This window comes from Actinomadura sp. (assembly GCF_044508335.1).
Taxonomy (GTDB): domain Bacteria; phylum Actinomycetota; class Actinomycetes; order Streptosporangiales; family Streptosporangiaceae; genus Spirillospora.
Genome location: NZ_JBIQHY010000006.1, coordinates 10,465 through 28,599, shown reverse-complemented (window position 1 = coordinate 28,599; position 18,135 = coordinate 10,465). Strand labels below are relative to the sequence as shown.

The window sequence follows — 18,135 nt, the reverse complement described above, 5'->3', positions numbered from 1 at the left end:
GGCGGCGCGCCGTGGAGGCGCTCTGACGAGCGGCCTCGGCGCTGGACGGCGCCGCAACCCGGAACGCCCGCTGCCCGGAACGCCCCGCGACGCGGAACGGGGCCCGGCGACGCCGGGCCCCGTCTCGGTGGTGCGGGCGGATCAGAAGGACTCGACGGCGCGGCGCGCCTCCGGGTCGAGGACGCCCCAGCCGATCAGCTCTTCGGTCAGCTCGGTCGGGGACTTGTCGTAGATGACCGCGAGTGAACGCAGGTCTTCCTGGCGGATGGACAGGACCTTTCCGTTGTAGTCGCCCCGCTGGCTCTGGATCGTCGCGGCGTAGCGGGCGAGAGGACCGGCCTTGTCTTTCGGAAGCTGCTGCAACCGCTCTAGATCGATCACGAGCTTGGGTGTTGGCCCGAGCGGGCTCGGCGCGGCTCCGCCGGGCAGCAACTCGGAAACCGGCACGCCGTAGAAATCGGCGAGCTCGGCCAGCTTCTGAACGGTGACGGCGCGGTCGCCCCGCTCGTACGAACCCACGACGACGGCCTTCCAGCGGCCGCGTGACTTCTCCTCCACCCCGTGCAGGGACAGGCCCTGCTGGGTGCGGATGGCGCGCAGGCGCGCGCCGAGAGCCTTAGCGTATTCAGACGGCATTCTCGGCCCCCCAGGCTCACTTTCAGCGTCGTCGGGACCCCGGTCGTTGTCACCGGGGGGAGACAGATTCACGAAGCCAGGGGGCCTCAAGAGTCTGTCTCCAGGGATGGTTACGGACAGTGACGGTAAAACGGGTACGGCCCCAGGTCAAGCTGATTGGAAAAAAGCGGTCGAATCCGCAGGTCTCGATCCGGGCCGTCCGGATCGCCGCCTCCCCGTGCCGACGCGGCGTGCCGGGTCGGTCACGCCCGCCGGCCGGTGATCGAATGTGACGCCTCTCACCTGCGAAGACGTGGACCGGTCCGGGGGCGGGCCGGTCCGGGCCTGCTGCTAACGTGGGGGCGACACAACGTCCTTTAAGGCCCGTCCCGTGAGGCGGGGAAGGAGGTTTCGGCGGTGAATGCTGCCTCCGGACAGGAGCAGCGCGTGGCGGACGGTGATCCCCGGCCCAAGGCCGTTCTGGAGGGTCCCGACATCAGGCGCGCGCTGACCCGCATCGCACACGAGATCCTCGAGCGCACCAAGGGCGGCCACGACGTCCTGCTGCTCGGCATCCAGACCCGCGGCGTGACGCTGGCCGAGCGGCTGGCGGGGGCGCTGCGCGAGGTCGAGGGCCGCCCGGTGCCGTGGGGCTCGCTCGACGTGACCATGTACCGCGACGACCTGCGGATGCGGCCCGCCCGCGCCCTCGGCCGCACCGAGCTGCCGCCCGGCGGCGTCGACGACAAGGTCGTCGTGCTGGTCGACGACGTGCTGTTCTCGGGCCGTACCGTGCGCGCCGCGCTCGACTCGCTGAACGACCTCGGCCGGCCCCGCGCCGTCCAGCTGGCCGTGCTGGTCGACCGCGGGCACCGGGAGCTGCCCATCCGCGCCGACTACGTGGGCAAGAACCTGCCCACCTCGATGCGCGAGACCGTGAAGGTCCTGCTCGAGGAGAACGACGGGCGCGACGCGGTCCTGCTCGGACCCGCGCCCGGCACGACGGGGGGTGCCCGGTGAACCGCCATCTGATCTCCGCCGCCGACCTGTCCCGCGACGACGCGCTGCTCGTCCTCGACACCGCCGAGGAGCTGGCGCAGATCGCCGACCGCTCCATCAAGAAGCTGCCGACGCTGCGCGGCCGGACGGTCGTCAACCTGTTCTTCGAGGACTCCACCCGCACCCGGATCTCGTTCGAGGCGGCGGCCAAGCGGCTGTCCGCGGACGTCATCAACTTCTCCGCCAAGGGGTCGAGCGTGTCCAAGGGCGAGAGCCTGAAGGACACGGCCCTCACGCTGGAGGCGATGGGCGCCGACGGCGTCGTCATCCGGCACAGCGCCTCGGGCGCGCCGCACCGGCTCGCCGGCTGGGTGCGCGGCAGCGTGGTCAACGCCGGCGACGGCACGCACGAGCACCCCACCCAGGCGCTCCTTGACGCGCTCACCATGCGCAAGCGCCTCGGCGGGCTGGACGGCCGCCGCGTCACGATCGTGGGCGACGTCCTGCACAGCCGCGTGGCACGATCCAACGTCCTGCTGCTGAACACGCTCGGTGCGGACGTCACCGTGGTCGCGCCCCCGACGCTGCTGCCCGTCGCCATCGACACCTGGCCGTGCTCGGTGTCGTACGACCTCGACGGCGTCATCCCCAAGAGCGACGTCATCATGATGCTGCGCGTCCAGCAGGAGCGCATGAACGCCGCCTACTTCCCGACGGTGCGCGAGTACAGCCGCCGCTACGGGCTGGACGCCGACCGCATGGCGCAGCTCCCCGAGCACGCCATCGTCATGCACCCCGGGCCGATGAACCGCGGCGTGGAGATCGCCGCCGAGGTCGCCGACTCGGTCCGCTCCACGATCGTCGAGCAGGTCGCCAACGGCGTCAGCGCACGCATGGCGGTCCTGTACCTGCTGCTCGGCGGCTCCGAGCCCGCCATCGGCCAGGAGGTCTCCCAGTGACCGCGTACATCATCAGGGGCGCCCGGATCCTCGGCGGCGAGGCCGCCGACATCCTGGTCCGCGAGGGCGCGATCGCCGAGATCGGGCGCGGGCTGGACGAGGCCGGCGCGCAGGCCGTCGACGCCGACGGCCTCGTCGCCCTCCCCGGGCTGGTCGACCTCCACACCCATCTGCGCGAGCCCGGCCGCGAGGACGCCGAGACCGTCGAATCCGGGACGAAGGCCGCCGCGATGGGCGGGTACACCGCCGTCCACGCGATGGCCAACACCGATCCCGTCGCCGACACGGCGGGCGTCGTCGAGCAGGTGTGGCGCCTCGGCCGCGAGGCCGGGTACTGCGACGTCCAGCCGGTCGGGGCCGTCACCCGCGGCATCGCCGGCGAGCAGCTCGCCGAGCTCGGCGCGATGGCCGACTCCGCCGCGCGGGTGCGCGTCTTCTCCGACGACGGGCACTGCGTGTCCGACGCGGTCATCATGCGCCGCGCGCTGGAGTACGTGAAGGCGTTCGACGGCGTCGTCGCCCAGCACGCCCAGGAGCCGCGCCTCACCGAGGGCGCGCAGATGAACGAGGGCGAGATGTCGGCCGCGCTCGGCCTGCGCGGCTGGCCCGCCGTCGCCGAGGAGGCGGTGATCGCGCGGGACGTGCTGCTCGCCCAGCACGTCGGGTCGCGGCTGCACGTCTGCCACGTGTCCACGGCCGGCTCGGTGGAGATCATCCGCTGGGCGAAGAGCAAGGGCTGCCCGGTGACCGCCGAGGTCACCCCGCACCACCTGCTGCTGACCGACGCCAGGGCCGGCACCTACGACCCGATCTTCAAGGTCAACCCGCCGCTGCGCACCGCCGACGACGTCACCGCGCTGCGGCACGCCCTCGCCGACGGCACCATCGACTGCGTCGCCACCGACCACGCCCCCCACCCGGTCGAGGCCAAGGAGACCGAGTGGGCCGTGGCCGCGATGGGCATGGTCGGGCTGGAGACCGCGCTGCCGGTCGTCCAGGAGGCCATGGTCGAGACCGGCCTGCTCGACTGGGCCGGGGTCGCCGACCGCATGTCCGCCCGCCCCGCCCGAATCGGCCGCCTTTCCGGACAGGGTCGTCCGCTGGAGGCAGGTTCGCCCGCCAACATCACGCTGTACGACCCGTCGCCGCGCCGCGCCGTGGACCCGTCCGCGCTGACCTCCAAGAGCCGCAACACCCCGTTCGCGGGGCTGGAGCTGCCCGGGCGGGTCGTCGCGGCGTTCCTGCGCGGCCGGCCGACCGTCCTCGAAGGGAAGCTCCAATGACCCCTGCGCTGCTCGTCCTCGAAGACGGCAGGGTGTTCCGCGGGACCGCGTACGGCGCCGTGGGGGAGACCTTCGGCGAGATGGTCTTCAACACCGGGATGACCGGCTACCAGGAGACGCTCACCGATCCCTCCTATGCCCGCCAGATCGTCGCGATGACCGCGCCGCACATCGGCAACACCGGCATGAACGGCGAGGACTCCGAGTCGCGCCGCATCCAGGTGGCCGGCTACGTGGTGCGCGAGCCCGCCCGTGTGGCGTCCAACTGGCGCGCCACCGGCTCGCTGGGGTCCGCGCTGCGCGAGCAGGGGGTCGTGGGAATCGCCATCCCCGGCACCCGCGCGCTGACGCGGCACCTGCGCGACAGGGGCGCGATGCGCGCCGCCATCTTCAGCGGGGCGGACGCCCTGGCGCACGGTGAAGGCGCCCTCGTGGAGCGCGTGCGGCAGAGCCCCTCGATGGAGGGCGCCGACCTCGCGCGGGACGTCTCCACCCCCGAGCCCTACGTCGTCCCCGCCAAGGGGGGGAAGCGCTACACGGTCGCCGCCGTCGACCTCGGCATCAAGGCGATGACGCCGTACCGGATGGCGGAGCGGGGCTGCGAAGTGCACGTCCTGCCCGCGACCAGCACCGCCGAGGACATCCTCGCGCTCGGCCCCGACGGCGTGTTCTTCTCCAACGGGCCCGGCGACCCGGCCGCCGCCGGCTACGCCGTCGAGGCGCTGAAGGGCGTCCTCGACGCCGGCGCGCCGTTCTTCGGCATCTGCTTCGGCAACCAGATCTTCGGCCGCGCGCTGGGCCTCGGCACGTACAAGCTGAGGTTCGGCCACCGGGGCATCAACCAGCCCGTACAGGACCGCACGACCGGCAAGGTCGACGTCTCGGCCCACAACCACGGGTTCGCCGTGGACGCCCCCGCCGACGGCCCGTTCGACACCCCGTACGGGCCCGGCGAGGTCAGCCACGTCAACCTCAACGACGGCTGCGTCGAGGGGCTCCGGCTCCTGGAGCGGCCGGCGTTCAGCGTCCAGTACCACCCGGAGGCCGCCGCGGGCCCGCACGACGCGTCCGGGCTCTTCGACCGTTTCTGCGAGCTGATGGAGGCGGCGGACTGATGCCCCGCAGGGAAGACCTCAAGTCCGTCCTGGTCATCGGCTCCGGGCCGATCGTCATCGGCCAGGCGTGCGAGTTCGACTACTCCGGCACCCAGGCGTGCCGGGTGCTGAAGGCCGAGGGCCTGCGGGTCACGCTGGTCAACAGCAACCCGGCCACGATCATGACCGACCCCGAGTTCGCCGACGCCACCTATGTCGAGCCGATCACCCCCGAGGTCGTCGAGAAGATCATCGCCAGGGAGCGGCCGGACGCGCTGCTGCCCACCCTCGGCGGCCAGACCGCGCTGAACACCGCCATCGCGCTGCACGAGGGCGGAGTCCTGGAGAAGTACGGCGTGGAGCTGATCGGCGCCGACGTGGACGCCATCCAGGCCGGCGAGAACCGCGAGCGGTTCAAGGAGGTCGTCGCCAAGGTCGCGCGGGAGCACGGCCTGAACGCCGAGTCCGCCCGGTCGGCCATCTGCCGCACGATGGACGAGTGCCTCACGGCGGCCGCGGAGCTGGGCTACCCGCTCGTCGTCCGGCCGTCCTTCACGATGGGCGGGCGCGGCTCCGGCTTCGCCCACGGCGAGGACGACCTGCGCCGCATCGCCGGCGCCGGGCTCGACGCGTCCCCGACCAGCGAGGTGCTCCTGGAGGAGTCGATCCTCGGCTGGAAGGAGTACGAGCTGGAGGTCATGCGCGACCGCGCCGACAACACCGTCATCGTGTGCTCCATCGAGAACCTCGATCCGATGGGCGTGCACACCGGCGACTCGATCACGGTCGCGCCCGCGATGACGCTCACCGACCGCGAGTACCAGAACATGCGGGACGTCGCGATCGCGGTGATCCGCGAGGTCGGCGTCGACACCGGGGGCTGCAACATCCAGTTCGCCGTGCACCCCGCCACCGGCCGGATGATCGTCATCGAGATGAACCCGCGGGTGTCGCGGTCGTCGGCGCTTGCGTCCAAGGCCACCGGCTTCCCCATCGCCAAGATCGCGGCGAAGCTGGCCATCGGGTACACCCTCGACGAGATCCCGAACGACATCACCCGCGAGACGCCCGCCTCGTTCGAGCCCACGCTCGACTACGTCGTGGTGAAGGTGCCCCGGTTCGCGTTCGAGAAGTTCCCCGGGGCCGACGGCACCCTGACCACGCACATGAAGTCCGTGGGCGAGGCCATGGCCATCGGGCGCTGCTTCACCGAGGCCCTGCAGAAGGCGCTGCGGTCCCTGGAGAAGAAGGACTCGTCCTTCAGCTGGGCCGGCGACGCCGACGCCCAGGCGCTGGTCGAGTCGGCCAGGCGCCCGCACGACGGGCGGCTCAGGGACGTCCAGCGCGCGCTCTGGGCCGGGGCGGGCGTCCAGGACCTGTACGAGGCGACCGGCATCGACCCCTGGTTCCTCGACCAGATCGCCGCCGTCAACGAGATCGCCGAGGAGATCCGCACCGCCGACGACGCGCTCACCAGGGACAAGCTGCTGCGCGCCAAGCGGCACGGGTTCTCCGACGCGCAGATCGGCGAGCTGCGCAACCTCTCCGAGGAGGTGGTCAGGGAGGTGCGGCACGCGCTCGGGATCCGCCCCGTCTACCTGACCGTCGACACCTGCGCCGCCGAGTTCGAGGCGCGGACGCCGTACCTGTACTCGGCCTACGACGAGGAGACCGAGGTCCCGCCGGGGACCAAGCCCAAGGTCATCATCCTGGGCAGCGGCCCCAACCGCATCGGCCAGGGCGTCGAGTTCGACTACTCCTGCGTCCACGCGTCCTTCACGCTGGCCGCGGCCGGCTACGAGACCGTGATGGTCAACTGCAACCCCGAGACCGTCTCCACCGACTACGACACCTCCGACCGGCTCTACTTCGAGCCCCTCACCTTGGAGGACGTCCTGGAGGTCGTCTACGCCGAGCAGCAGTCCGGCGAGGTCGCCGGAGTCATCGTCCAGCTCGGCGGCCAGACGCCCCTGGGGCTGGCGCAGAAGCTGAAGGACGCCGGGGTGCCGATCGTGGGCACCTCCCCGGAGAGCATCCACCTCGCCGAAGAGCGCGGCGCGTTCGGGCACGTCCTGCACAAGGCGGGCCTGCTCGCCCCCAAGCACGGCACCGCCACCTCCTACGAGGAGGCGCTGGAGATCGCCGCCGAGATCGGCTACCCGGTCCTGGTCCGGCCCTCGTACGTGCTCGGCGGGCGCGGCATGGAGATCGTGTACGACGACGCCACGCTGGAGTCGTACATGGCCCGCGCCACGGAGGCGAGCCCCGAGCACCCCGTGCTGGTCGACCGCTTCCTGGACGAGGCCATCGAGATCGACGTCGACGCCCTGTTCGACGGCGAGGAGCTCTACCTCGGCGGCGTCATGGAGCACATCGAGGAGGCCGGCATCCACTCCGGCGACTCGGCGTGCGCGCTGCCGCCGATCACGCTGGGGCACGACGACATCCGCCGCATCCGGGAGTCGACGGAGGCGCTCGCGCGCGGCGTCGGCGTGCGCGGGCTCATGAACGTCCAGTACGCGCTGGCCGCGGGCGTCCTGTACGTCCTGGAGGCCAACCCGCGCGCGTCCCGCACCGTGCCGTTCGTGTCCAAGGCGACCGCCGTGCCGCTCGCCAAGGCGGCGGCGCGCGTCATGATGGGCGCCACCATCGCCGAGCTGCGCGCCGAGGGCATGCTGCCGGAGGCGGGCGACGGCGGCGCGCTGCCGCTGGACGCGCCCATCGCGGTGAAGGAGGCCGTACTGCCCTTCGACCGGTTCCGCAACGAGCTCGGGCAGGGCGTCGACATCGTCCTCGGCCCCGAGATGCGCTCCACCGGCGAGGTCATGGGCATCGACGAGGTGTTCGGCACCGCGTTCGCCAAGTCGCAGCAGGCCGCCTACGGCGGTTCCCTGCCGACGAAGGGGAGCGTCTTCGTGTCCGTCGCGAACCGCGACAAACGGCACATGGTGTTCCCCGTGAAGCGGCTCGCTGACCTGGGCTTTGAGATTCTTGCCACGGAAGGGACCGCGGAGGTCCTGCACCGCAACGGCGTGCGTGCCAAGATCGTGCGCAAGCACAGCGAGGGTCCGGGCCCGTCCGGCGAGCCCACGATCGTGCGGCGCGTCCTGGACGGCGAGGTCGACCTCATCGTCAACACGCCCTTCGGCAGCCCCGGCCAATCCGGGCCGCGGCTCGACGGTTACGAGATCCGCACCGCGGCGGTGCTGCGGGGCGTACCGTGCGTGACGACCGTGCAGGGGCTCGCGGCGGCCGTGCAGGGCATCGAGGCCGTCGCGAGCGGCCAGGTCGGCGTCCGCTCCCTCCAGGAGCACGCCGAGCGGCTCAGCGGCGCGCACGGGCGCACCGGCTCCGCCGGTGCCGGCGCCGGCCCGGCCGGGTGAGGACGGGCCGGGCGGGCCGGGCGGCGCGTCCGGCCCGCCCGGCGCACGACGAGGAGAGGGAGACGGGTGTCCGACACGCCGGTGCAGACGTCGGCGACGGTGCTGACGGTCCGCCAGGTGCAGGACTACCACGCGATGACGCTGGTGGCCCCGGCCGTCGCCGAGCGGTTCCGGCCGGGCCAGTTCGTGGCGCTCGCCGTCGGCGGCGAGCACACGTCCCGCCTGGTCCGCCGCTGCTTCGGCGTGCACGAGGTCAAGTCCGACTACGGCGGCACGGTCGAGCTGGTGTTCGCCGACACCGAGCCCGGCACGGCGTGGCTCGCCGGCCGCCGCTCCCGCGACCAGATCGACCTCGTCGGGCCGCTCGGCCGCCCGTTCCGGCTGCCCCGCGACCCGGTCACCTGCCTGCTCGTCGGCGGCGGCCCGGGCGGCGCCGCGGTGTTCGCGCTCGCCGACACGCTGCTGCGGCGCGGCTGCCAGGTCCACTTCGTGCTCGGCGGGCCGTCCGCCCGGCAGGTGTTCGGGTCCCGGATGGCGCAGCGCATCGGCGACAGCGCGACCGTCGCCACCGAGGACGGCTCGATGGGGGAGCGGGGCGCCGTCCGCGACGTCCTGCCCCGCGTCATCGAGGAGACCGGCGCCGACGTCGTCTACGGCTGCGGCCCCACGGCCCTGCTGCGGTCGGTCACCCAGATCGCCGGCGACTTCGGCCTCCCCTCGCAGGTGTCGGTCATGGAGTTCCTGCGGGAGACCGGCGCGTGCGGCATCGGCGTGTGCATGACCTGCATGCTCCCCGTCCACGGCGACGACGGCGTCACCCGCATGGTGCGCGCCTGCGCGGACGGGCCCGTCCTGCGCGGCGACCGCGTCCGCTGGGGCGACCTCGGCACCATCCCGTTCGACGCGCTCGGCGCGCCGCGCGTCCTGAGCGTCTCCGAAGGGGGCTCCCAATGAGCGACAGGGTCACGACGACGCTCGGGCCCCTGGAACTGCCCAACCCCGTCATGACGGCCTCCGGGTGCGGCGGGACGGGGCGCGAGCTCGCCCAGTTCTTCGACCCCGCCCGCCTGGGGGCGTTCGTCACCACGTCGGTGATGCCGCAGGCGCGCGCGGGACGCCCCACGCCCCGCGTGACCGAGACCCCGAGCGGCCTCCTCACCGCCATGGGCCTGCCGGGCCCCGGCGTCGAGGCGTTCCTGGAACGCGACCTGCCCTGGCTCATCGAGCAGGGCGTCCGCACGATCGTCTCCATCGCCGGCGGCAGCGTCGAGGAGTACGGCGAGGTCGCCCGCCGGCTGCGGGGCGTGCCCGGCATCGCCGCGCTCGAGGTGAACGTCGCCTGCCCCAACGTCGAGGACCGCGGCCGCGTGTTCGCCTGGCACCCCGCCGCCGCCGCGTCCGTCGTGCGCGCCGTCCGCGCCCACGCGCGGCCCGGCGTCCCGGTCTTCGCCAAGCTCGCCCCGGACGTGACCGACATCGTCACGATCGCGCTCGCCTGCGCCGACGCGGGCGCCGACGGCCTCACCCTGATCAACACGGTGGAGGCCATGGCGATCGACCCGGGGACGCTCCGGCCCGCGCTCAGCGGCGTGTCCGGCGGCCTGTCCGGGCCCGCGATCCGGCCGCTCGCGGTCCGCTGCGTCTACCAGGTGCACGCCGCGCTGCCCAGCACCCCGATCATCGGCGTCGGCGGCATCGCCACCGGGCTGGACGCGCTGGAGTTCATCCTCGCCGGCGCGTCCGCCGTCGCCGTCGGCACCGCCCTGTTCCACGACCCCGCGGCCGCCCCCCGCGTCCTGCGCGAGCTGGAGGAGGCCCTCGCGGCCCGCCGCATCGGCCGCCTCGCCGACGCCGTCGGCCTCGCGCACAAGCCCGCCGGGTACGTCCCGCCCCAGGTGCGCCCGCAAGAGCCCGAGAAGGAGAAGCTGTGACCGCCGCCCCCATCGCCGTCGCGCTGGACGCGCCCGACCTGGAGACGGCCGCGCGCTGGGCCACCCTGGTGACGCCGCACGTCTCCACCGTCAAGGTGGGCCTGGAGCTGTACCTGCGGTACGGGCCGGACGCCGTCGCCAGCGTGCGCGGCGCCAGCCGCGTCCAGGTCTTCCTGGACCTTAAGCTCCACGACATCCCGGCGACCGTCCGCGGCGCCGCCCGCGCCGTGGCGCGCCTGAAGCCGTCCTACCTGACCGTGCACGCCGCCGGCGGCCCGGCGATGATCCGCGCCGCCGTGGAGGCCGCCCCCGCCACCAGGATCGCGGCGGTGACCGTCCTCACCTCCCTCGGCGAGGCCGACCTCACCGCGCTCGGGCTCGCCGGGCCGGCGCCGGACGCCGTCCGCCGGCTGGCGCTGCTCTCGGTCGAGGCGGGCGCGCAGGCCCTCGTCTGCTCCCCGCAGGAGGCCGCCGCCGTGCGCGCCGAGGTCGGCCCCGGCATCACGCTGATCACGCCGGGTGTCCGCCCGGCCGGCGCCGCCAACCAGGACCAGGCGCGGGTGGCCACCCCCGAGGACGCCCTCGCCGCCGGCGCCGACCTGCTGGTCATCGGCCGCCCCATCACCGGCGCGCCCGATCCGGGCGCCGCCGCGGCGGCCATCGCCGCGGCCCTGCGCCGCACCTCCGCCGCCGCCCCCGACCGCGCCAACACCCCCTGACCGGCGCGGCAGCCGCGCGCGGCGCGCGGTTCCGCGGCGGCGCCCGATGGGAGATAACTCCATTCGGTGCGAAAGTTTCGAGCGTTGTTGGGCGTGCGGGATCGCGCATTGTGGTTTTAGTCGCATGCGAATGTCGGAGCCGGAGTGTTCGCATTGCGAGTACGTGCCGAACGACGAAGTCGTTCACGCGGAGTGGCGATTCCGGCCGGACGGCTCCGGCGGGAGCGCCGGTCGTTCCGCGTCCATGTCGGTGCCCTGGCGGCGGGCGGGGAGCTGTGTGGCGGGTGGCGCGGCCCTCCGAGCGGGAGACGATCTTGGCGGGTCGGTTGTTGTCGAGGATGACAGTAACGGTGCCGCCGCGACGTGCGGAACGGCGCGGCGTGACGAGTGTCACCCGGTCGGGATCGGTTGTGGGAGACCTCACAGGGGGCGGCGGGGGACGGTCGCGGAGGCCGCCGGCGGGCCGGCGGGGCGGCCCGGGAGGGCGCGCGAACCTCAGTGACATAAGGGTACCCAGCGCCGCATTTGGGGTCGGATCGGGGGGATTTTCACGATCATGCGAAAGTCCCAGCAAGGCAAGGGGATGGGCCGCCGGCACCCCCGGATTGGGTACACTCTGTATTCAGGACACTCCGGGGAGTGATTTTCGTGAATTTATGGTGGGCTAAACGGCACTTCACGTTGCCTAATGGGTGGTGAACTCGCTAGTTTCCCAACCCGTCCGACTCCGTCGAGTGGAAACCTGAGGTGACCCGGCGTGGCTCTTCCGCCCCTAACCCCCGAACAGCGCGCCGCAGCCCTGGAGAAGGCTGCCAAGGCCCGCAAGGAGCGGGCCGAGGTTAAGAACAAGCTGAAGCACGGGGGAACCTCGCTCGCCGAGGTTCTCAAAGAAGGTCAGTCCGACGACGTCATCGGCAAGATGAAGGTGTCGGCGCTCCTGGAGTCCCTGCCCGGCGTGGGCAAGGTCCGTGCGAAGCAGATCATGGAGCGTCTGGGCATCGCCGAGTCCCGCCGTGTGCGGGGCCTCGGCGCCAACCAGCGCGCCTCCCTGGAGCGTGAGTTCGGCGGAAGTGCGAACCGCTGACGCGCGACTCACGGGCGGGCGCGGCGGTCAGGCCGCCGCGGCCGGCCCGGGGCGACCCGGGCCCGGCACCATCCCGCCCGGCTCCGGCGCACCCTCCGACGCGCCGGAAGGCTCCACAGCGCCCGGCCCGCTCGCGCGGCGGCTGACGGTCCTCTCCGGGCCGTCGGGCGTCGGCAAGAGCACGGTCGTCGCCGAGATCCGGCGATCACACCCCGAGGTGTGGCTGTCGGTCTCGGTGACAACCCGGGCCCCCCGCCCGGGTGAGACCGATGGTGTGCAGTACTACTTCGTCGACGACGCCGGTTTCGACCGGCTCGTCGCCGAAGGGGAGCTCCTCGAATGGGCCGAGTTCGCGGGGAACCGCTACGGCACCCCGCGCCGGCCCGTCGAGGAGCGCCTCGCCCGCGGAGAGCCGGTCCTCCTGGAGATCGACCTCCAGGGCGCCCGGCAGGTCCGCGCGTCGATGCCGGAGGCGCGGCTGGTGTTCCTCGCCCCGCCCAGCTGGGAGGAGCTCGTCCGCCGGCTCACCGGCCGCGGCACCGAGCCGCCCGAGGTGATCGAGCGCCGGCTCGAGGCGGCCCGCGTCGAACTCGCCGCCGAGAAGGAGTTCGACGTCACCCTCGTCAACACGTCCGTCCAGGACGTGTGCGACGAGCTGCTAGCCTTGATGGCCGAACAGTAGCGAGACCTACCAGCGGAAGGCCACCGAGTGGCAGCCAGCAATGAGGGCATCACCAACCCGTCGATCGACGAGCTCCTGGAGGTCGTCGACACCAAGTACGGCCTCGTGAGCATCGCGGCCAAGCGCGCCCGGCAGATCAACGCCTACTACGCCCAGCTGGGCGAGGGCCTGCTGGAGTACGTCGGCCCGCTCGTCGAGACCCAGGTGCAGGAGAAGCCCCTGTCGATCGCGCTCCGCGAGACGCGCGAGGGCCTCCTGAACGCCGAGCCCATCGAGGGCTGAGCGTCCCGCGTCCGGGCGGCCGGGCGACCCGGTGCCGCCGGTGCGGGCGCCTGATGGGACAGTGTCACCATGACCTCCCGTAAGCCGCGCGTCGTGCTCGGCGTGAGCGCCGGCATCGCCGCGTACAAGGCGTGCGAGCTGCTCCGGCGGCTCACCGAGTCGGGCCACGACGTCACCGTCGTGCCGACCGCCGACGCGCTCCGCTTCGTCGGCGAGCCCACCTGGGCGGCGCTGTCGGGCAACCCGGTGTCCACGCGGGTGTGGGACGGCGTCGCCGACGTGCCGCACGTGCGGCTCGGCCAGAACGCCGACCTGGTGTTCGTCGCGCCCGCCACCGCCGACCTGCTCGCCCGGGCCGCGCAGGGGCTGGCCGACGACCTGCTCACCAACACCCTGCTCACCGCCCGCTGCCCGGTCGTGTTCGCGCCCGCGATGCACACCGAGATGTGGGAGCACCCGGCGACCCAGGCCAACGCGGCGACGCTGCGCTCCCGGGGCGCGATCGTGGTGGAGCCCGCCTCCGGGCGGCTCACCGGCAAGGACACCGGCCCCGGCCGGCTGCCCGACCCCGCCGAGCTGTTCGAGGTGGCGCGGCACGTCCTGGCCCGCGGCGCCGGCGGCCGCGACCTCGCCGGGCGGCACGTGGTGGTCTCCGCGGGCGGCACCCGGGAGCCGATCGACCCCGTCCGGTTCATCGGGAACCGCTCGTCCGGCCTGCAGGGCTACGCCCTCGCCCGCACCGCCGTGGCCCGCGGCGCCCGGGTGACCCTCGTCTCCGCCAACGTCGCGCTGCCCGACCCCGCCGGCGCCGAGGTCGTCCCCGTCGGGTCGGCCGAGGAGATGCACAAGGCCGTGGCGGCGGCCGCCGCCGGCGCCGACGCGGTCGTGATGGCCGCCGCCGTCGCCGACTTCCGCCCGGCCGGCTACCGGGGCTCGAAGATCAAGAAGGCCGAGGGCGCCGAGCCGGAGCCGATCCGGCTCGTGAAGAACCCCGACATCCTGGCCGAGCTCGGGCGCACCCGGCGCCCCGGCCAGGTCATCGTCGGCTTCGCGGCCGAGACCGACGACGTCCTCGCCAACGGCCGCGCGAAGCTCGCCCGCAAGGGCAGCGACCTCCTCGTCGTCAACCGGGTCGGCGAGAACCTGACCTTCGGGCGGCCCGACAACGAGGCCGTGATCCTCGGCGCGGACGGCTCGCAGACCGAGGTCCCGCGCGGCGCCAAGGAGGCGCTCGCCGAGGTCGTCTGGGACCTCGTGGCCGCCCGCCTGAAACCCCCCGTCCCGGATCGTGCGTAGCCGGGACCGGCGGCGATCCCGCTAGACTTCCGATCCTGACACCCGTTGGCCCTAACACCCGTGGGGAACCCCGGCGGGGGCGCCGTCCCCCTCCGAACTCGACAAAGAATCCGTCCTGCGACGTCAGTCAGCAGCCGCTGCAAGGAGTTCACGTACGTGTCTCGCCGCCTGTTCACCTCCGAGTCCGTGACCGAAGGACACCCGGACAAGATCGCGGACCAGATCAGCGACGCGATCCTCGACTCGATGCTCAAGGACGACCCGAAGAGCCGGGTCGCCGTCGAGACGTTGATCACGACCGGTCAGGTGCATGTGGCCGGTGAGGTCACCACCGAGACCTATGTGGACATCCCGGGCGTGATCCGGGAGAAGATCCTGGAGATCGGCTACGACTCGTCCAAGAAGGGCTTCGACGGGCACTCCTGCGGCGTGTCGGTGTCCATCGGCGCGCAGTCGCCCGACATCGCGCAGGGCGTCGACGACGCCTACGAGACCCGCGAGGGCGAGGGCGTCGACGACCTCGACCGGCAGGGCGCCGGCGACCAGGGCCTCATGTTCGGCTACGCCACCAACGAGACGCCCGAGCTGATGCCGCTGCCGATCACCCTGGCGCACCGGCTCGCGCAGCGGCTGTCGGCGGTCCGCAAGAGCGGCGACGTCCCCTACCTGCGCCCGGACGGCAAGACCCAGGTCACCATCGAGTACGACGGCGACCGCGGCGTCCGCCTCGACACCGTCGTGGTGTCCAGCCAGCACGCTCCCGACATCGACCTGAAGGAGCTGCTCGCGCCGGACGTGAAGGAGCACGTGGTCGACCCGGTGCTCGCCCAGTTCGACCTCGACACCGAGGGCTACCGGCTGCTGGTCAACCCGACCGGCCGCTTCGAGATCGGCGGCCCGATGGGCGACGCCGGCCTCACCGGCCGCAAGATCATCGTCGACACCTACGGCGGCATGGCCCGGCACGGCGGCGGCGCGTTCTCCGGCAAGGACCCGTCCAAGGTCGACCGGTCCGCCGCCTACGCGATGCGCTGGGTCGCCAAGAACCTCGTCGCCGCGCAGCTCGCCGACCGCGCCGAGGTCCAGGTCGCCTACGCGATCGGCAAGGCGCACCCGGTCGGCGTGTTCGTGGAGACGTTCGGCACCGAGAAGGTCGCCCCCGAGAAGATCGAGAAGGCGATCGACGACGTGTTCGACCTGCGTCCGGCCGCGATCGTCCGCGACCTCGACCTGCTCCGCCCGATCTACTCGCAGACCGCCGCCTACGGCCACTTCGGCCGGTCCGAGCCCGACTTCTCCTGGGAGTCGACGGACCGCGCCAAGGACCTGGCCTCCGCCGCCGGCCTCTGACCCGCGGGCACGGAAAGGCCCCGGGGCGCCCCCGGGGCCTTTCCCATGGGGCCGCTCAGGCTGGGCAGTGGTTGCCGCGGTGCAGGCCGTACCGGGCGGCGATGGTGTACCGGCCGGGCCCGTGCGCCGTCAGCCGGATGAAGTCGCCCGCGCGCGCCAGGCAGGCGTCCCCGCCCGTGGCGCTCAGCCACGGCGACCAGGAGACCCGCACCAGGACGGATCCCGGGGACGGCATGTCGACGACGAGTTCACCGGCATTCAGCTCGTGGACGGACGCGGGGCGGTCGACGAGCGGCGTCGGGCGCGCGACGCGGAACAGGCGCCAGTGCTCGTCCCGCCACACCTCGGTGAGGTAGGGCTGGCCGCCCCCGACGAGCGCGGCCTCCTCCTGCGCCGACCAGTCGACCTCCTGCTCGGGCAGGACGACGTACTGCACCGCCCACTCGTGCAGCCAGTCGCGGTATGAGCCGGGCGTCAGCGCGCCGTCCTCGTAGAACAGCTCGTGGCGTTCGGCGTCGACCTGCCGGTTCCAGCCGCGCGCCAGGACGAAGTGGCGGGCGAGGCCGGACGACTCCCAGTGGGAGCGCAGCGGCACGACCTCGATGCGGCCCTTCTCCGCGCCGAGCGCGTCCAGCTCCGCGACGAGGCCGCGGGCGTGGCCGGCCGCGGCCGCCGCGGGCTCGGTGTGGATCAGGTCGTCGACGGGCTTCACGACCTGCCAGGACGCGGTGACGATGAACGCCAGCGACAGCACGGCGATCCGGAACGTGCCCTGCGCGCGGGCCACCGCCGACAGCAGGAACATCCCGCCGAACAGCAGCGACAGGCGCTCGACGTTGCTGCCGACGGGGGAGGGGATCAGCCAGGTCAGGATGATCCCGGTCAGGTAGACGCCCGCGCCGAGGCGCACGAACGTCCAGCTCTTCGGCGCGCACAGCAGGAGCGCGGCGACGCTGGTCACGGCGGGCAGCACGATCGCGGTGAGCGAGATCGGCTGAATGCCGCTGAAGGGGAACAGCAGGCTGGTCGTCCCCACCACCAGGGGCAGGCCCACGGCGACGCAGACGCCCGCGCGGCGGCGGCCGGTGAGGAACAGCGCGGCGGCCAGCACCAGCAGGAACAGGCCGGCGACGGGGCTGGCGAGCGAGGCGAGCACGCTGCACCCCGCCATCGCCGCGGCCCGCAGGGCGGGCGTGCCGCGCGGCGTGAACGCCGCGATCGTCGCCATGAGCGCGAACGTCAGGCCCAGGCCGAAGGTGACGCGGCCGGAGGCGGCGTTGCACGACAGCGCGAACGCCGCCCACAGCGAGGCGGGCAGCGCCACGGGCGCCCGGAACCTCTTCAGCAGGTGCGCGGTCAGGGCGGCGGAGAGCGTGCCGGTCACCACCGCGACCGTGCGTATGCCGAACAGCGCCATCAGGTACGGCGACATCACGCTGTAGGACGCCGGATGCATCCCGCCGTACCAGGCGAAGCTGTACGCGGCGCCGGGGTGCTCCCAGGCGAAGTCGGTCCACGCGGCCTGGGCGGCGAGGTCCCCGCCCTCGGCCGCCAGGAACAGCCCCCACACCAGGTGGAGGGCGGCGGCCGCGACCGTCGCCGCCACCACCGGGTGGCGCGCCCGCTTCTTCCATCTGGCCCATGCGGACGGGGGGCCGGCGGGACGGCGCGGCGATCCGTGCGGGACCGGGGCGTCCGCCCGCTCTCGAGTATGCGCTGTGGTCACTTCGCCTGCACGGGCTCGTCGGACGGCGTGGGCGCGGAGGGGGGCCTCGGGCAATGGGCCGGCGGGCGCGCGCCCTTCAAACGGATCAACCCTAGCGTGCGCGTCCGGCCGCCGGGCCGGTCCGGCTGTCGGGTCGGTCTGGTAGGACGGTGAGCGTGACGAAGGACGGCGGGGGAGCGGACCTGATCCCGGGGCTGGCCGACCTCCCGCGCCCGCCCGCCGGCGAACCCGGCGGACGGGGTGGGGGCAAGGGGGCGGGCAAGGGCGCGGGGAAGAAGGCGGCCAGGCCGCGGAAGAAGGGGGCGCGCAGCCCGGCCGCGGAGCTGCCCGTGGCGCGGATCGCGGTCGACGTGTCCCTTCCGCACCTCGACCGGCCCTTCGACTACCTGGTGCCCGCCGAGCTGGACGCCGAGGCCGTGCCCGGGTGCCGGGTGCGGGTGCGGTTCGCCGGGCAGCTCGTCGACGGGTTCCTGCTGGAGCGGGCCGCCGAGAGCGGGCACGACGGGAAGCTGCTGTACCTGGAGCGGGTCACCTCGTCCGAGCCGGTCCTGACGCCGGAGGTCGCCGCGCTGGCCCGGGAGGTGGCCGACCGGTACGCGGGCTCGTTCGCCGACGTGCTGCGGCTGGCCGTCCCGCCCCGGCACGCCCGGGTGGAGGCCGAGCCCGCCACCGGTCCCCCCGAGCCGCCGGAGCCGCCGGCCGCGGTCGACGCCGGCGTCTGGGCGGACTATC

At 73.3% G+C, this 18,135-nt stretch carries 15 protein-coding genes and 1 pseudogene; 14 read left to right on the top strand and 2 right to left on the bottom strand.

What is annotated here, in order from left to right:
- Positions 1–141 precede the first annotated feature (141 nt).
- Complete coding sequence (locus ACIWVC_RS03975) at positions 142–636, bottom strand: transcriptional regulator (protein WP_021597992.1); 495 nt, start codon at positions 634–636, stop codon at positions 142–144.
- A 426-nt stretch (positions 637–1,062) separates the two neighbouring features.
- On the opposite strand from ACIWVC_RS03975, the gene pyrR reads away from it, so the two are divergent.
- The 13 genes from pyrR (at position 1,063) to metK (ending at position 15,677) form a co-directional block, all read left to right on the top strand.
- Positions 1,063–1,635, top strand: coding sequence for a bifunctional pyr operon transcriptional regulator/uracil phosphoribosyltransferase PyrR (gene pyrR, locus ACIWVC_RS03970; protein ID WP_396448023.1), 573 nt, complete (start codon positions 1,063–1,065; stop codon positions 1,633–1,635).
- The gene (locus tag ACIWVC_RS03965; protein ID WP_396448024.1) at positions 1,632–2,573 is read left to right on the top strand and encodes an aspartate carbamoyltransferase catalytic subunit; all 942 of its coding nucleotides are present in this window, start codon (positions 1,632–1,634) and stop codon (positions 2,571–2,573) included. The genes pyrR and ACIWVC_RS03965 overlap by 4 nt, the downstream gene beginning before the upstream one ends.
- The gene (locus tag ACIWVC_RS03960) at positions 2,570–3,856 is read left to right on the top strand and encodes a dihydroorotase (RefSeq protein ID WP_396448025.1); all 1,287 of its coding nucleotides are present in this window, start codon (positions 2,570–2,572) and stop codon (positions 3,854–3,856) included. The genes ACIWVC_RS03965 and ACIWVC_RS03960 overlap by 4 nt, the downstream gene beginning before the upstream one ends.
- The gene (gene carA, locus ACIWVC_RS03955; RefSeq protein ID WP_396453800.1) at positions 3,853–4,971 is read left to right on the top strand and encodes a glutamine-hydrolyzing carbamoyl-phosphate synthase small subunit; all 1,119 of its coding nucleotides are present in this window, start codon (positions 3,853–3,855) and stop codon (positions 4,969–4,971) included. Before ACIWVC_RS03960 ends, carA begins: the two co-directional genes overlap by 4 nt.
- Positions 4,971–8,333 (top strand): carbamoyl-phosphate synthase large subunit, encoded by a 3,363-nt coding sequence (gene carB / locus ACIWVC_RS03950; RefSeq protein ID WP_396453798.1) that lies wholly within the window; start codon positions 4,971–4,973, stop codon positions 8,331–8,333. Before carA ends, carB begins: the two co-directional genes overlap by 1 nt.
- Positions 8,334–8,399: 66 nt before the next feature.
- The gene (locus ACIWVC_RS03945; protein WP_396448028.1) at positions 8,400–9,287 is read left to right on the top strand and encodes a dihydroorotate dehydrogenase electron transfer subunit; all 888 of its coding nucleotides are present in this window, start codon (positions 8,400–8,402) and stop codon (positions 9,285–9,287) included.
- On the top strand, positions 9,284–10,264 hold the full coding sequence (locus ACIWVC_RS03940) for a dihydroorotate dehydrogenase (RefSeq protein WP_396448029.1): 981 nt from the start codon (positions 9,284–9,286) through the stop codon (positions 10,262–10,264). The genes ACIWVC_RS03945 and ACIWVC_RS03940 overlap by 4 nt, the downstream gene beginning before the upstream one ends.
- Positions 10,261–10,983 carry an orotidine-5'-phosphate decarboxylase gene (gene pyrF, locus ACIWVC_RS03935; protein WP_396448030.1) on the top strand — a complete coding sequence of 241 codons (723 nt, stop codon included), beginning with the start codon at positions 10,261–10,263 and terminating at the stop codon, positions 10,981–10,983. The genes ACIWVC_RS03940 and pyrF overlap by 4 nt, the downstream gene beginning before the upstream one ends.
- Before the next feature lie 757 nt (positions 10,984–11,740).
- Entirely contained in the window at positions 11,741–12,067 is a 327-nt protein-coding gene (gene mihF, locus ACIWVC_RS03930) for an integration host factor, actinobacterial type (RefSeq protein ID WP_021597647.1), read from the top strand.
- 70 nt (positions 12,068–12,137) lie between these two features.
- The gene (gmk, locus tag ACIWVC_RS03925) at positions 12,138–12,749 is read left to right on the top strand and encodes a guanylate kinase (protein ID WP_396453828.1); all 612 of its coding nucleotides are present in this window, start codon (positions 12,138–12,140) and stop codon (positions 12,747–12,749) included.
- Positions 12,750–12,776: 27 nt separating this feature from the next.
- Positions 12,777–13,031: a DNA-directed RNA polymerase subunit omega gene (rpoZ, locus tag ACIWVC_RS03920; protein ID WP_021597645.1), complete on the top strand. Its 255-nt coding sequence runs from the start codon at positions 12,777–12,779 to the stop codon at positions 13,029–13,031.
- Between the two features lie 69 nt (positions 13,032–13,100).
- A complete protein-coding gene (gene coaBC, locus ACIWVC_RS03915; protein ID WP_396453797.1) occupies positions 13,101–14,327 on the top strand; it encodes a bifunctional phosphopantothenoylcysteine decarboxylase/phosphopantothenate--cysteine ligase CoaBC in 1,227 nt (408 codons plus the stop codon).
- Between the two features lie 156 nt (positions 14,328–14,483).
- Positions 14,484–15,677 carry a methionine adenosyltransferase gene (gene metK, locus ACIWVC_RS03910; protein WP_396448033.1) on the top strand — a complete coding sequence of 398 codons (1,194 nt, stop codon included), beginning with the start codon at positions 14,484–14,486 and terminating at the stop codon, positions 15,675–15,677.
- Positions 15,678–15,732: 55 nt separating this feature from the next.
- Here the strand turns inward: metK and ACIWVC_RS03905 are convergent, their stop codons facing one another.
- Entirely contained in the window at positions 15,733–17,283 is a 1,551-nt protein-coding gene (locus tag ACIWVC_RS03905) for an MFS transporter (protein WP_396448034.1), read from the bottom strand.
- A gap of 269 nt (positions 17,284–17,552) precedes the next feature.
- Here ACIWVC_RS03905 and ACIWVC_RS03900 point away from each other — a divergent pair.
- Positions 17,553–18,135: pseudogene (locus ACIWVC_RS03900) on the top strand (primosome assembly protein PriA); the annotation flags it as partial.